We start from the raw sequence: 13202 nt of genomic DNA, 5'->3' as shown, positions 1-13202 counted from the left end.
TCGCCCCGTCCGCGTATCTGCCGTCAGGCACCCTGAGCAACCGAAGGACTCCACATGGTCACGTTCGTCGACACCGTCACGCTGCACCTGCGTGCAGGCAAGGGCGGTAACGGCTGCGTCTCCGTGCACCGTGAGAAGTTCAAGCCCCTCGGCGGCCCGGACGGCGGCAACGGCGGTGACGGCGGCGACATCGTGCTCGTCGCCGACACGCAGACCGGCACCTTGCTGTCGTACCACCACTCGCCGCATCGTTCCTCCGGCAACGGCGGTCCCGGGATGGGCGACCACCGGTCCGGTTTCGACGGCGAGACCCTCGAGCTCCCCGTCCCGGTGGGCACCGTCGTGAAGAGCCCGAGCGGCGAGGTCCTCATCGACATGATCGAGCCAGGGGAGCGCTTCGTCGTGGCCGCGGGGGGCCAGGGCGGACTGGGCAATGCCGCACTGGCGACCCCGAAGCGCAAGGCCCCCGGGTTCGCGCTGCTCGGCACGCCCGGTTTCGAGGGCGACGTCGTGCTCGAGCTCAAGACCGTGGCGGACGTGGCCCTCGTCGGATACCCGTCCGCCGGGAAGTCCAGCCTCATCGGAGCGATCTCCGCCGCGCGACCCAAGATCGCCGACTACCCGTTCACGACGTTGCACCCGAACCTCGGCGTCGTCCAGGTCGAGGACTTCCGCTACACCGTCGCCGATGTGCCGGGGCTCATCGAGGGCGCGAGCGAAGGCCGTGGCTTGGGGCTCGAGTTCCTGCGGCACGTGGAGCGCTGCTCGGCCCTGCTGCACGTGCTCGACTGCGCGACGTTGGAGCCGAACCGCGACCCGATCTCCGACCTCGACGTGATCCTCGCGGAACTGGCCGCGTACGAGGTCCCGGAGGGTCAGACGCCGTTGCTGGAGCGTCCGCAGTTCGTGGCTCTGAACAAGGTCGACGTGCCGGAGGCGCGTGACCTCGCCGATCTTGTGCGCCCCGATCTGGAGGCCCGCGGATTCCGCGTGTTCGAGATCTCCACGGTTTCGCACGAGGGACTGCGCCCGCTCACCCTCGCGCTCGGGGAACTGGTGGAGAGGCACCGCAAGGAGACTGCGGTGGAGGCGCCGCGGGAGCGCGTGGTCATCCGCCCCAAGGATGCTGTCAAGCCGTTCACGATCCGCGTCGAGGGCGGCACGTACGGCAACATCTACCGCATCCTCGGCGAGAAGCCGGTGCGCTGGGTGCAGCAGACCGACTTCCAGAACGAGGAGGCCGTGGGCTACCTCGCCGATCGCCTGGAGAAGCTGGGCGTGGAAGACGAGCTCTTCCGCCTCGGCGCGGTGCAGGGCTCGACCGTCGTGATCGGCGAGGGCGACAGCATCGTCTTCGACTGGGAGCCCACGATGAGCTCGGCGGCCGAGCTGATGACGGCGCCCCGCGGCATCGACCCGCGACTCGCTCCGAACGCCCGGCGGACGACGTCCGAGCGGCGTGAGCAGTACTACGAGCGCATGGACGCCAAGGCCGAGGCGCGTGCCGAGCTGGAGGCGGAGCGCCTCGCCACGTACCGCGAGGACCAGGCGTGACCGCACGGACGCGCGCCGACCTCGCGTCGGCGATGCGGATCGTCGTGAAGGTGGGCTCGTCGTCCATCAGCGGCGAGTCGTCCTGGCGCATTCCCGTGATCGTCGAGGCGCTGGCCGCCGCACACGCCCGCGGGGCCGAGGTCGTGCTCGTGTCGTCGGGGGCGATCGCCTCCGGCATCCCGTTCCTGCGCCTGGACGCGCGGCCCACCGATCTCGCCACGCAGCAGGCCGCGGCCGCCGTCGGCCAGAACATCCTCGTGTACCGCTACCAGGAGGCTCTGCGTCCGTTCGACATCGTCGCGGGCCAGGTCCTGCTGACCACGGGCGACCTGGAGAATCCCACGTCGCGATCGAACGCGCGCCGGGCCATGGAGCGCCTTCTGGGGCTGCGCACCCTGCCGATCGTGAACGAGAACGACACGGTCGCCACCCAGGAGATCCGGTTCGGTGACAACGACCGGCTCGGCGCCCTCGTGGCGCAGCTCATCGAGGCGGACGCACTCATCCTGCTCAGCGACATCGAGTCCCTGTACACGCGCCCACCGAGCGATCCCGGCGCCGAGCCCATCGATGTGGTCGCACCCGATGCGGATCTCTCCGGTCTGGAGTTCGGTGCGACCGTCGTCAACAGCGTCGGCACGGGCGGAGCGGCCACGAAGGTCTCCGCCGCGCGGCTGGCCGCCGCCTCCGGCATCGGTGTGCTGGTGACGAGCGCCGACCTGGTCGCCCAGGCCCTTGCGGGAGCCGACATCGGGACCTGGTTCGAACCCGCCACCTCCTAGACTGGGCGGATGACCGACCTCACCCCTCAGCCGCGCCTGGAGCGGGCCAAGGAGGCCTCCCGTGCCACCGCCGCCCTCACGAGTGACGACAAGGCCCGGGCCCTCGACGCCATCGCCGCGGCCCTGGAGGCGAACGCGTCGCGCATCGTCGCCGCGAACGGGCGAGACGTCGAGCGGGGTCGGGACGAGGGCATCGGGGAGTCGTTGATCGATCGCCTCCGCCTCGACGAGAAGCGGGTCTCCGCACTCGCCGCTGCCGTGCGGGAGGTCGCTGCGCTGCCCGATCCGGTCGGTCGCGTGGTCGGCGGACATCGCATGCCGAACGGCGTGGCGCTCGAACAGGTCCGCGTCCCCTTCGGTGTCGTCGGGGCGATCTACGAGGCGCGGCCGAACGTGACGGTCGACATCGCCGCCCTCGCGTTGCGCTCCGGCAACGCCGTCGTCCTGCGCGGAGGGAGCGCCGCGCGCGAGTCCAACACGGTCTTGGTCGACGTCATGCGCACCGCCCTCGCCGAGGCCGGGGTCACGCCGGAGGCGATACAGACGGTCGACGACTTCGGACGCGAGGGGGCGAAGGCCCTCATGCACGGGCGAGGCTTCATCGACGTGCTCGTGCCCCGAGGCAGTGCGGGACTCATCGAGACGGTCGTCACGGAGTCGACCGTTCCCGTGATCGAGACCGGGGCAGGGAACGTCCACATCCTCCTCGACGAGAGCGCCCCCGACGACTGGGCCTGCGACATCGTCGTGAACGCCAAGGTGCAGCGCCCGAGCGTGTGCAACGCCGTCGAGACGGTGCTCGTGCACCGACAGGCCGCTCCGCGTCTCATCCCGCTCGTCGCCAGCGCGCTCATGAGCGAGGGCGTCGCCATCCACGGCGACGACGTCGTCGCGGGACTCGTCGCGAACATCATCCCGGCGACCGAGGAGGACTGGGCCACCGAGTACCTGAGCCTCGACGTGGCGATGAAGGTGGTCGACAGCCTCGACGACGCGCTCGACCACATCCGCCGCTACAGCACCGGTCACACCGAGTCCATCGTCACCACCGACACCCGCAACGCGGAGCGGTTCCTGGCCGAGGTCGACTCCGCGGTCGTGATGGCGAACGCGTCGACACGGTTCACCGACGGTGCCGAGTTCGGCTTCGGCGCCGAGGTCGGCATCTCCACGCAGAAGCTCCACACGCGAGGTCCGATGGGGCTCGCCGAGCTGACCAGTACGAAATGGCTGGCGCGTGGGGCAGGTCAGACCCGCGGCTGAGGGCTAGACTGGGGAACGCTGTATCCCCACAGGTCCCTCGAGACAGCACGCCACGAACGGAGTCAGGATGAACCTCGTCGCACAGATCGCGATGACCGCCGCAGAGACCGAGCACCACGGCAACGTCGCGCTCGACACGCTCATCTTCGGAGTCATCGCTGCGATCGTGTTCGCCGCGCTCGGCATCGTGACGTTCTCGTACAAGAACGTCGCGAACCGGCACTCGGCGAAGGCGGAGGCCTGGGCGGCGAAGCACGGCAAGGACCACGAGGCGGGACACGGCCACTAGGCCCTCATGAGCATCGCGACCACGCGCGCACCGCGTATCGGCGTGATGGGCGGAACCTTCGATCCGATCCATCACGGCCATCTGGTCGCCGCCAGCGAGGTCGCGCACTCGTTCGATCTCGACGAGGTGGTGTTCGTTCCGACCGGACGTCCGTGGCAGAAGGCCGACGTCACGCCTAGTGAGCACCGCTACCTCATGACCGTCATCGCGACGGCGTCGAACCCGCAGTTCACCGTGAGCAGGGTCGACATCGATCGCGCGGGCCCCACGTACACGATCGACACCCTTCGCGATCTGAAGGCGCAGCGCCCGGACGCGGAGCTGTTCTTCATCAGTGGTGCCGATGCCGTGGCGCAAATTCTCAGTTGGAGAGACCATGATGAGCTGTGGGAACTGGCCCACTTCGTCGCGGTCTCCCGACCAGGACACGTTCTGAGCATCGACGGCCTCCCGAGCGACGACGTCAGCCAGCTCGAGGTGCCGGCGCTGTCGATCTCGTCCACGGACTGTCGTGAACGCGTCCGCGACGACCAACCGGTCTGGTACCTCGTCCCCGACGGAGTCGTCCAGTACATCGCGAAGCATCATCTGTATCGGAGCAAGGCATGAGCACATCGGATCAGCGAGGTCCGCTGACGCGGAAGCAGCTGCGGGAGATCCGGTTGACGGGATCCACCCCGATCATCAGCGAGGAGCAGGCGAACGCCGCGGCGGAGTCCGCACCCCCGGCTCCGGTCGCGCCGCTGCCCCGTGCCGCCGAGCCGGTCGTCGTGCCCCCTGCGCCCGTCGCGGACGCGTCGGTCGACCTCGGTGCCGCGCCGTTGACGCGGCGTCAGGCCCGCGAGCAGGAGAAGATCAAGACGGCGTCCGTCCCGGTGGTCGGCGGCGAGGCAGCGGAGATCCCCGAGGAGGCGCAGCCCGATGCTGCCGCCGCCGACACGGCGGACGAGCCCGCCGTCGTCGAGAGCCCCGACGACATCGTGTCCGGTATTCCGGATTTCGCTCCAGCGGCGCGGACGCAGGACGATGAGGACGCAGTCGACGAAGACGCGGTCGACGAGGACGCCACCATCGCGCCCGTGCGCGCGTCCGGAGTCGTTGAGAGCGGGGGAGAGGTCCCGCTCGCTCCGGAAGCGGAGCGCCCCCAGCACTCGGACGACGAGGTGACCGCGGACGCGGAGCCCGCCGACGACCTCCTCGCAGAGGAGTCTGAGGACGACGTCGAGGAGGGCGACCGTCCGACCGTGAGCCCATCCTTCGGCGAGGGCGTGCTGCAGGAGGAGGCTCCCGCCGAGCGCGCTTCCTTCCGCGCCTCGTTCGATGAGCTGCTCACCAGCAACGACTCCGGTGGTACGCAGCACTCGGCACCGAACGCTCTGATCTTCACCCCCTCGCCCGGTGAGGGGTCGCTGTCCGGTCCGGTCGCGTCGACGGGCGAGATCCTCGTCACGGGTTCGTATGAGCTTCCGAAGGGGCTGGGCTCACAGGGCCACGCCCACGGCACCACGGACGGCAAAGAGGTCGACGCCGTTCTCATCGACGGGGAACTGCCTCCCGCGTCGTCGCCCACCCCCATCGCCGCCAGTTCCGCCGTGAGCACCATCAAGCCCGCGGGTGAGGTGATCCGCCCGCCGGCGCCCGAGAAGGGCAACCGGCTGATGCTGGTCGCCGCCATCATCGCCGGTGCGCTGGCGCTCGGGCTCGGAACGGCGCTCGTCTTCGCCATTACAGGGAATGTCTTCTGATGCAATCACCCGAAACCGCCGAACAGATGCTGCGCATCGCCGCCGAGGCCGCCGTCGCCAAGGGCGGCGAGGACCTCGTCGCGCTCAACGTCTCCGAGCCGCTGCCGCTCGTCGACATCTTCCTCCTCGTGACGGGGAACAGCGAACGGAACGTCGCCGCGATCGCGGATGAGATCGAAGACCGTCTCGTCGAGTCTGGTCACAAGCGTGTACGTCGTGAGGGTCGCGCCGAGGCTCGCTGGGTTCTGCTGGACTTCGGCGACCTCATCGTGCACGTCTTCCACCAGGAGGAGCGGGTCTACTACGGACTCGAGCGCCTCTGGAAGGACTGCCCGGTGATTCCGCTCGAGGTCGCCGAACCGACCGCCGATCCGCGCTGACATGGCGACGCACCTGCTCACCGGTGCAGGCTCGGGCATCGGAGCCTCGCTGGCTCGTCGACTCCTGGAGCGGGGCGACGCGGTGGTGGCGCTCGCGCGCGACGCGGGGCGCGCTCGACAGATCGCGGACGCACTCCCCGGGGTCTCGACGGTCGTCGGCGACCTCGCGCAACCCGGGCGTCTCTCGTGGGCGCTGTCGAAGCAGAGTCTTCCCGAACGCATCGACTCCCTCGTGCATGCCGCCGGAGTCGTGGACCTCGGCACGGTCGGAGAACTCACGCCCGCGCTGTGGGATCAGCAACTGGCCGTGAACCTCGTCGCCCCGGCGGAGCTCACCCGGCTTCTCCTTCCCGTCCTGCGGGTATCGCGTGGGCACGTCGTCTTCGTCAATTCGGGAGCAGGACTGCGGGCCAATCCCGGGTGGTCGGCGTATGCCGCGTCGAAGCACGGCCTGCGGGCGCTGGCAGACGCTCTCCGGCAGGAGGAGTCCGAGCACGGCGTCCGAGTGACCTCGGTCTACCCTGGGCGCACGGCGACCCCCATGCAGGAGCGCGTTCACCGGCAGGAGGGTCAGGACTACGACGCGTCGTTGTTCATCACGCCGGAGGCGATCGCGACGACCATCATCACGGCCCTCGACCTTCCCCGCGATGCGCAGCTGACGGATCTCACGGTGCGTCCGCAGGGCTGAGAACGGCCGATCAGACTATTCTCCTGCACCTCCTCGTCGGGGTGTCAAGGGCCTTCCTTCCTGGACGCGCGATAGTAAAACTCCTGTCAGAGAGTCCTGGAGGGCCGACTGATGTCAGAAGTTCCTGATCCCCGTTTCGTGCTTCACCGGATCACGCCGTCGGAGTGGGTGATCAACGACCTGCGCTATCCCCAGAACGACCCGCGCCACGTCGTCGCCTGCGTGTACGAACTCGCCGACACCGAGGTCGAGGTGACGTGGCTTCGTGATCTGCCGCTGGCGATCCGCTACGGCACGGCGTTCGAGGTCCTGGAGGAGGTCGAGAGGATGCAGGGAGCGAGCCGGGCCACACGGCCCATCTCCATCCCGCACCGTCCGCCGCTGCTGGCCACCTAGTCCGCGCGGCACGACAGATGGGCGCCCCTCGCCGAGGTGGCGCCCATCATCGCTGTCGGAGTCAGTCGCCTTCGCCGGTGGTCGCGGCGCGGTCGGCCTCCGCGCTGTCGATCCGTGCGTCGTCGATGTCCTCGTCGAGCACCTCGTCGCCGTCGACTTCGCGCGTCGGGACGTCTTCCTCGTCGCCGTCCGCGATCGGTGGGAGAGGCGGGATCGGCGGAGTCGTGTTGGACATGTCGTCTCCTTTCGTCGGACGCCCTCTGTCTACGCGCGCTCGCGTCTGCGGGGGAGGCGGTTGACGGGGCATGCCGGCGGCCGCTAGGAGGTCACGCAGCGTCAGGCGATCGGGCCACAGCAGGCAGGTCGTCCCCGAGCGCGGGCCTTACGGCGTCAACGCCTGATGCGGCGCCTCGGCAACCGACCCGGGTACGCAAAAACTCCCGGCGGACCGAGGGTTTTTCGTGGACCCGAGGGGACTCGAACCCCTGACCCCCTGCATGGCTTGCGTGCAGTCTGGTCTTTTCTGGTTGTTGTTGATCTGCGATGGACTTTAGCAACTGCCGTGGCTTCGGTGTCGGCAACAGTCGGGTTGGTTACCGCTAGTTGCTGCTGTTTAGCGTGAGTAAGTCGGGACTTCTCCGGTGTCTGGCTGGCGTGGATCCTAGGTCACACCTGGTGCATCACCCGCTTTCGCGTCGGGTACGTGCCAGGGAGCGAGCACGGTTCCGCCGCTCGCTCCGGGTGTCCGGGGGCGAGGACGTGACGCTGACGGGGGGCTTATCCCCAGTTAACGGAGGTCGGGAGAAAGCGGGCGGTGACGGCACGCGGGGAGGCGCCAGATGTTGCGGCGGTCAGCCAATGCCATGCGGTGCCGCCTGACCGGGCCTCGCGCGGAGTGAGAGGCTCCCATCCTGGTCGCTTCCGATGAGAGCGCGACCGCGTTCGATTCGGAGTCGGTCGGCGAAACGGACGATGAGGACGGTGTAGCCCACGACGCCGATGGTGGAGATCAGTAGTCCGGGGAGTCCGAGGACGCCGTCGCTGAGATCGATGCCCATCGCGTTGAGCAGCATCACGAGGATGTTGTTGACGACGTGGAGAGCGATGGCAGCTTCCAGGCCGCCAGTGCGCCAGGTGAGCCAGGCGGCGGCGATGGCGAAGACGGTCACGTCGAGCATGCCCCAGAGGTCGTAGTAGTGCCCGAAGGTGAACAGCGGGATGGGGAGGAGGATGGCATAGACGGGGCGGCGGAGCCAGGCACCGACGAGCTGCATGAGGTAGCCGCGGAAGACATACTCTTCTGCCATTGCTTGGAACGGGATCAACACGATTACGAGAACGCTCAGCAACCAGACGTTCGGATGGGTGAGGTCGACGCGGGTAGGCGCGCCCATGGCCAGCCGGAGCCCCAGAGCGGCCAACAACACGATGGGGAGGACGCTCGCGGCGATGATGACGCTCACCCCGAGCCATCTCATGCGCAGCCGGCCGGTGACGGACGACAGGTACCCGACGCCGCGGCCCTGAACGAGCCTGGAGGCGAAGAAGAGCGCCGGAAGCATCAGAATAATCGAGACTGACGGAGGGCCTGTTATCCGCCTTCTGCAGAGCGATCGAGCCGAGTCTCGCTTCGCCCTCGACGCCCTCGTGGTGTCATGCAGACAAGGCGAGACTGTAGTAGCCGGCCTGTACAACGCCACCTGCACTCGGGTATCACAGGATGAACTGACCCTTGAAGTCAGCGAACGAGCACGCGTCTCGGGCACACACTTCGGTCATCGCTAGGAGCCAGCCCGTGGGCGGTGCAGGTGGCGTCGTCGCAGCGTCCTCCTTCGCCGTTCCGAGCCCTGGTGCTGTTACTGGTGTTCCTGCTCGCCCCGGGGTGGAATGCTGACCCCGGCGGCTGTTGTGTTTCGGTCGTGCGACGGGACATTCACGAACGTGACCTCGTGAGGCCGTGCCGAGGTACCGCTGGAGTGGGCCGCGCCGCCTCTTCGTCAGTCACGGCGCCTGCGCAAGATCATCGGAACGCCCCGCCCGACGCCTCCCTCCACGAGCACTACCATGCGTCATCGCCCGACTGATGCAGGTCGCGCCACCCAACACCGCCCGGTCCCTGTGTTGGTCCAGGGGATACGATGTCCGGCACCTCGTCTGCGAACCGTGCTGGACGAGGGGGCGTCGCCTAGCGGACCCAAGCGCCGGTGTCCGAGACCGGGAGTCCGGTGCAAATCCTGTCGCCACTGCCTTATGCGCATCTGCGCACGTCGACGCCGCCGCCGCACATATGTAGGCATGCTCTTGCGGACGTGTGGGCGGCGGGCGCGTACGCGTGGACCGACGAGCAGCGCGAGGCGTACGCAAACGACCCGATGGTGCTGCTAGCTGTCGACGGTCCCACGAACACGTCGAAGTCCGCGAAGGGCCCCTCGGATTGGATGCCGCCGAACACCGCGTACGCGTGCACGTATGTGGCCTCGTACGTGCAGATCTCCGCGAAGTACAGCCTGTCGATCGCCGACGCGGACCGTCACGCTATCGACCAAGTCCTTGCCGGCTGCGGGGAGGCGGCGTGTGACGGTTCACGCTCGCGTCAAGGCGAGCTCGATGGGGGCGAACCCCTGCCGCCGAGTCCGCGTTCTTCTCCGAGCAGGAGCGGGCCGCCCTCGCGTTGACCGAATCGGAGTCGCTCGTCAGCGACGCCGAGCAACCGCCCGACGACCTATCAACAAGTCAGTCTCGATTCTTCAGCGCGCGGGAAAGGTCGTTAGCCCATACGAAAGCGCTGAGAGATCCGCACACGATCGCGCCGGTGGTGAGAGTGAGCAGCAGAGTTTGGAGGGCTACCTCCATCACGCTGTATAACGGCGCACCAAAAGTGGTCTGGATTCCTACGGCGATGCAGAAACTCGCAGCGCCAGTGAATGTCGCAAGAACCCAGTACTCCACGGTTGTTACTAACGCTACTTCGTGGCGTGCTAGCCCGGATGTGATGTAGATAGCGTACTCAGATCGCCTGCTCGATATGGAGATGAACGTGATCATGCCCAACAGCACGCCCAAGGCGATCCATCCATACTTCGATGGGCGCTGCTCGAATCGTGTCTTCACCTGATCGAGTGCATCGGACGAGGCGAGTGTCGATGCCCGCAGGGTATCGAGTCCATCGAACAGAAGCGGCACTAAGGCGGTGAGTTCGGCGAGCTGTCCGGGGGCGGTTTCCAGCCAGCATTGGACGATGGGTCGATCCAACGCCCTCTGATCGACGCGGTACATCCACCGGGCCTGAGCTTCGGCGCGGCGCGTGTCGGTATCGAAGCCACCCACTGTGCCTACTCGCTCGCCCTTTACGCGTAGGGGGCTGCCGGCCTGCAGCGACAGCTCCTCGGAGACGGCGTCTCCCAGCACGTATGTCCCGACTGCTTCATAGCGGATGTTCGGGTCCGCGACCTGGACGAGACCGGGGCTCACCACCGCTAACTGGAGGGGTACGGTTGGGAAATCGACGAGGGTGGCAGACCGGGTTTCGTAGATCACGCCACTGCGCACGACCATCGCGAGGTCTTGCGCGCGGGCACACGAGCTGCCGTCGAACTTGTTGCCGTCGTTGGTGACAGTGAGAACATATGCGCCTGTGGCGACTGCGTCCTCTTCTGCGGTTCGGATGGTGTTGGACTCAGCTGTCTCGAGAAGGATGAGTCCAGCCAGAGGCAAGATGGACAGGACGGCCAGTGCCAGGAATCTAGCTGGCCTGGCTGCCGCAGATCTAAGTGCTTCGGCGAGAATCTCCTTCGCCCTGATGTTACTCATAGCTGGCACCGGTGCGCAGGGGAAGATGCTGATCGCACTGGTTCATCACCCATGGGTCGTGAGACGCGAGGATCACCACACGGCCCGATTCAGCGATTGCGCGTATCGCGTCGATGACGAGGCGAGTGTTCTGCCCGTCGAGTTGGCCCGTTGGTTCGTCAGCAAGGAGTACTGCTGCGGGAGCAACCAGACACCGAGCGATGACGACCCTCTGTACTTCACCGCCGGATAGCTCTCTGACGAGTGCTGAAGCTCGATGCGCGAGCCCGACTCGGTGGAGTGCCTCATCGGCAGAGGCGCGGGCGCTCCGCATGCTGTGACCTAGTGATAGAAGCGGAATAGCGGCGTTGTCCCTCGCGCTCCGTCCGCCCATCACCGGATTGCTCTGGGACACCCATGACACTCCGTAGTGGCCTGGGGGCAGTGTTTCATCGCGCGTTTGGAGCTCGATTCTGCCGGCCTCTACTTCCCGCAGCCCGCCTAGGAGATCGAGCACCGTTGACTTGCCGCATCCGCTTGGGCCACTCAGCACGGTGATTTCTCCCGCTTTCGCAGCGAAAGTCAGGTCCTCGACGATCGGGCTTCCTGATCGTGCGTATCGAAAGCGGATCTGATTCACCACTAGCTGCATGATCTGGACGACCGAAACTCGCCTGGGTTCGTGAGCAGGAGGATGCTTGGGTCATAGCCTTTAGCAGAAACCCACGAAATGCCCGGCGGCGCCCCTGGAAGCAAGGTGATGAGGACTGGCTCGCTGGCGTTCTTTCCGCCTTTGACAAACACGCACTGCTTTCCGTCCCGTTGCGCGACGACAGCCTTGGTCGGCACGGACCAGCCTGTCGGTGCCTTCTCCAATGCCAACGTCGCGGTGATTTCCTCTGTGCCGGCGTCCACCGTGCTGCTCAACTTTTCGAGGGCGGGCGTGTCAGAGAGCGGCAACGTCTTCAGGGACACCTCGGCGTCATCGACCGCGAGGGTCCATGCCGTCTTGCCGTCGAACTCAGGCAGCGTTGTCGTTTGCTCATCGGCTGTGACTGATGCCAGCGAAGGTTTGGTCGTGAACACGGGTTCCCCAGTCGTGGGTGCTGGTTGTCCAGCTCGTACCGACGCGGCTCCAACGCTGATCGATTCGGCGCTGAGCCACACGAACCAAGCTGGGTCGAGGGTGTCCGCCAGCTCTGAGTGTGGAACACCGATGTTTGAGGCGAGATCTCGGACCGCGAGAACGGCATCCCAGTCCCACTGATCTACATGGGAGTATCCGAGACGGTTCAGCACGTCCACGCCGAGTGTCTTCTCTGCGGAGGTGCTTGTCTCATTCACCGCGGTGTAGAGCGGAATCGATGATGCGACCGCGATACGCCAAATGCCGTCGATCTGTACGACCCGTGTCCCGGTCGTCACAGTGTCTCCGGGCGCGATTGCCACGCTCGTCACGGTTCCTTCCCAAGCGGGCGCAGCGACGGGCGCTCCATCTCGCCATTTGAGAGCGAGAGTCAGCGTTTGGGATGAGTCGAGTACCTGCGCCTCTATAGGAAGCCACACACGTTCGGGGACCACTGATGACTCTGCGCGTTCAATCTCACGAAGAATGCTGATGCCGGCGAGGAGGCCAACTACAGGGATGGCTACGCAGGAGAGAATGATCAGCCAGTTTCGGAGGAACCTCAAGATCCCCCGTCCTCCTCGACATGGCTGGTCTCGTCGCGCTCAGCTGGATTTCCTGCGAAGAACTCCTTGAATTCCTCCGCGCACGGCCGCATCGCTTCGTACTTCGCCTCAGACGCTCCCACCTCTTCCTTTAGCGTGTCGCGCGTGAAGTCATCATCGACTTCGATGCCGACCCCACGCAGACAGGCAGCGACCTGGGGTCGCATGTCGTCGAGGTCTTCCTGGGACGGGAGGTTTTGGAAGCCCCAAACGAGTCCTATGTCCTCGATATAGTCGCGAGCGCACGCCTCCGTGGCGGCTTCCAGCTTGAGCCGCTCTTGTTCTGTGGAAGCGGTAACTGAGTACTCAAAGCCCTTCTCACCGTTTCCGATGTCCACGATCTCCCCTGCGTCACCTCCAGCGGACACCACACAGTCACGCTGTGACAGAAGCGCTCGCTCATACTCGGCCGGGCTCACCATCCCGTCCTCAAGGATCTTCGCCTGGAATGGGGTCGTGTCAGCCGCGATCTCGCTGACGTCGAGTTCGGTAACGGGAGCCTCGGCGGCACAACCGGCTAGGGCAAGGGCGCCGAGGAGGACGACGCTTGGCACGAGGACTTGAGCCCGGTGCCAAGCGCGA

16 protein-coding genes are annotated in these 13202 nt (G+C 66.5%); 10 read left to right on the top strand and 6 right to left on the bottom strand.

Annotation, left to right across the window (positions count from 1 at the left end):
- The first annotated feature begins 54 nt into the window (after positions 1 to 54).
- The 9 genes from obgE to FY549_RS13970 all read left to right on the top strand — a co-directional run bounded on the left by obgE (position 55) and on the right by FY549_RS13970 (position 7100).
- The gene (gene obgE / locus FY549_RS14010) at positions 55 to 1554 is read left to right on the top strand and encodes a GTPase ObgE (protein ID WP_149085554.1); all 1500 of its coding nucleotides are present in this window, start codon (positions 55 to 57) and stop codon (positions 1552 to 1554) included.
- On the top strand, positions 1551 to 2336 hold the full coding sequence (proB, locus tag FY549_RS14005; RefSeq protein WP_149085553.1) for a glutamate 5-kinase: 786 nt from the start codon (positions 1551 to 1553) through the stop codon (positions 2334 to 2336). Before obgE ends, proB begins: the two co-directional genes overlap by 4 nt.
- A gap of 9 nt (positions 2337 to 2345) precedes the next feature.
- Positions 2346 to 3599, top strand: coding sequence for a glutamate-5-semialdehyde dehydrogenase (locus FY549_RS14000; protein ID WP_149085552.1), 1254 nt, complete (start codon positions 2346 to 2348; stop codon positions 3597 to 3599).
- A gap of 67 nt (positions 3600 to 3666) precedes the next feature.
- Positions 3667 to 3888: a hypothetical protein gene (locus FY549_RS13995; RefSeq protein ID WP_149085551.1), complete on the top strand. Its 222-nt coding sequence runs from the start codon at positions 3667 to 3669 to the stop codon at positions 3886 to 3888.
- Positions 3889 to 3894: 6 nt separating this feature from the next.
- A complete protein-coding gene (gene nadD / locus FY549_RS13990; protein WP_149085550.1) occupies positions 3895 to 4497 on the top strand; it encodes a nicotinate-nucleotide adenylyltransferase in 603 nt (200 codons plus the stop codon).
- Positions 4494 to 5633 (top strand): hypothetical protein, encoded by a 1140-nt coding sequence (locus FY549_RS13985; protein ID WP_149085549.1) that lies wholly within the window; start codon positions 4494 to 4496, stop codon positions 5631 to 5633. The genes nadD and FY549_RS13985 overlap by 4 nt, the downstream gene beginning before the upstream one ends.
- Positions 5633 to 6013: a ribosome silencing factor gene (gene rsfS, locus FY549_RS13980; protein ID WP_149085548.1), complete on the top strand. Its 381-nt coding sequence runs from the start codon at positions 5633 to 5635 to the stop codon at positions 6011 to 6013. The genes FY549_RS13985 and rsfS overlap by 1 nt, the downstream gene beginning before the upstream one ends.
- 1 nt (position 6014) lies before the next feature.
- Positions 6015 to 6704 (top strand): SDR family oxidoreductase, encoded by a 690-nt coding sequence (locus FY549_RS13975; RefSeq protein WP_149085547.1) that lies wholly within the window; start codon positions 6015 to 6017, stop codon positions 6702 to 6704.
- Between the two features lie 111 nt (positions 6705 to 6815).
- On the top strand, positions 6816 to 7100 hold the full coding sequence (locus tag FY549_RS13970; protein ID WP_149085546.1) for a hypothetical protein: 285 nt from the start codon (positions 6816 to 6818) through the stop codon (positions 7098 to 7100).
- Positions 7101 to 7161: 61 nt separating this feature from the next.
- Here the strand turns inward: FY549_RS13970 and FY549_RS16575 are convergent, their stop codons facing one another.
- Both FY549_RS16575 and FY549_RS13965 read right to left on the bottom strand, forming a co-directional pair.
- Positions 7162 to 7335: a hypothetical protein gene (locus FY549_RS16575; protein ID WP_180964609.1), complete on the bottom strand. Its 174-nt coding sequence runs from the start codon at positions 7333 to 7335 to the stop codon at positions 7162 to 7164.
- A gap of 616 nt (positions 7336 to 7951) precedes the next feature.
- On the bottom strand, positions 7952 to 8662 hold the full coding sequence (locus tag FY549_RS13965) for a CPBP family intramembrane glutamic endopeptidase (RefSeq protein ID WP_149085545.1): 711 nt from the start codon (positions 8660 to 8662) through the stop codon (positions 7952 to 7954).
- A gap of 642 nt (positions 8663 to 9304) precedes the next feature.
- Between FY549_RS13965 and FY549_RS16955 the strand changes: the two genes are divergently transcribed.
- Entirely contained in the window at positions 9305 to 9775 is a 471-nt protein-coding gene (locus FY549_RS16955) for a DUF1524 domain-containing protein (protein WP_149085544.1), read from the top strand.
- Positions 9776 to 9833: 58 nt separating this feature from the next.
- Here FY549_RS16955 and FY549_RS13955 read toward each other — a convergent pair whose 3' ends face one another.
- From FY549_RS13955 to FY549_RS13940, 4 genes are read right to left on the bottom strand one after another with little or no spacing between them, the layout of a single operon-like run.
- A complete protein-coding gene (locus tag FY549_RS13955; protein WP_149085543.1) occupies positions 9834 to 10910 on the bottom strand; it encodes a hypothetical protein in 1077 nt (358 codons plus the stop codon).
- Positions 10903 to 11541, bottom strand: a complete 639-nt coding sequence (locus FY549_RS16950; RefSeq protein ID WP_149085542.1) for an ABC transporter ATP-binding protein — start codon at positions 11539 to 11541, stop codon at positions 10903 to 10905. Before FY549_RS16950 ends, FY549_RS13955 begins: the two co-directional genes overlap by 8 nt.
- Positions 11532 to 12581, bottom strand: a complete 1050-nt coding sequence (locus FY549_RS13945) for a hypothetical protein (protein ID WP_149085541.1) — start codon at positions 12579 to 12581, stop codon at positions 11532 to 11534. Before FY549_RS13945 ends, FY549_RS16950 begins: the two co-directional genes overlap by 10 nt.
- Positions 12578 to 13174 (bottom strand): hypothetical protein, encoded by a 597-nt coding sequence (locus tag FY549_RS13940; protein ID WP_149085540.1) that lies wholly within the window; start codon positions 13172 to 13174, stop codon positions 12578 to 12580. Before FY549_RS13940 ends, FY549_RS13945 begins: the two co-directional genes overlap by 4 nt.
- Positions 13175 to 13202 lie beyond the last annotated feature (28 nt).

The sequence above is a fragment of the Microbacterium sp. 1S1 genome, from assembly GCF_008271365.1.
Classification (GTDB): domain Bacteria; phylum Actinomycetota; class Actinomycetes; order Actinomycetales; family Microbacteriaceae; genus Microbacterium.
Note: the sequence above shows the minus strand (reverse complement) of the source record. Positions and strands in the feature narration are given on the sequence as shown.

Bases quoted from the DNA above. Each gene is read 5' to 3' on its own strand.
- FY549_RS16950 (WP_149085542.1), bottom strand. From the start codon at position 11,541: ATGCAGCTAGTGGTGAATCAGATCCGCTTTCGATACGCACGATCAGGA.
- FY549_RS14000 (WP_149085552.1), top strand. From the start codon at position 2,346: ATGACCGACCTCACCCCTCAGCCGCGCCTGGAGCGGGCCAAGGAGGCC.
- FY549_RS13965 (WP_149085545.1), bottom strand. From the start codon at position 8,662: ATGCTTCCGGCGCTCTTCTTCGCCTCCAGGCTCGTTCAGGGCCGCGGC.
- FY549_RS16575 (WP_180964609.1), bottom strand. From the start codon at position 7,335: ATGTCCAACACGACTCCGCCGATCCCGCCTCTCCCACCGATCGCGGAC.
- FY549_RS13970 (WP_149085546.1), top strand. From the start codon at position 6,816: ATGTCAGAAGTTCCTGATCCCCGTTTCGTGCTTCACCGGATCACGCCG.
- FY549_RS13985 (WP_149085549.1), top strand. From the start codon at position 4,494: ATGAGCACATCGGATCAGCGAGGTCCGCTGACGCGGAAGCAGCTGCGG.
- rsfS (WP_149085548.1), top strand. From the start codon at position 5,633: ATGCAATCACCCGAAACCGCCGAACAGATGCTGCGCATCGCCGCCGAG.
- FY549_RS13975 (WP_149085547.1), top strand. From the start codon at position 6,015: ATGGCGACGCACCTGCTCACCGGTGCAGGCTCGGGCATCGGAGCCTCG.
- nadD (WP_149085550.1), top strand. From the start codon at position 3,895: ATGAGCATCGCGACCACGCGCGCACCGCGTATCGGCGTGATGGGCGGA.
- obgE (WP_149085554.1), top strand. From the start codon at position 55: ATGGTCACGTTCGTCGACACCGTCACGCTGCACCTGCGTGCAGGCAAG.
- FY549_RS13995 (WP_149085551.1), top strand. From the start codon at position 3,667: ATGAACCTCGTCGCACAGATCGCGATGACCGCCGCAGAGACCGAGCAC.
- FY549_RS13955 (WP_149085543.1), bottom strand. From the start codon at position 10,910: ATGAGTAACATCAGGGCGAAGGAGATTCTCGCCGAAGCACTTAGATCT.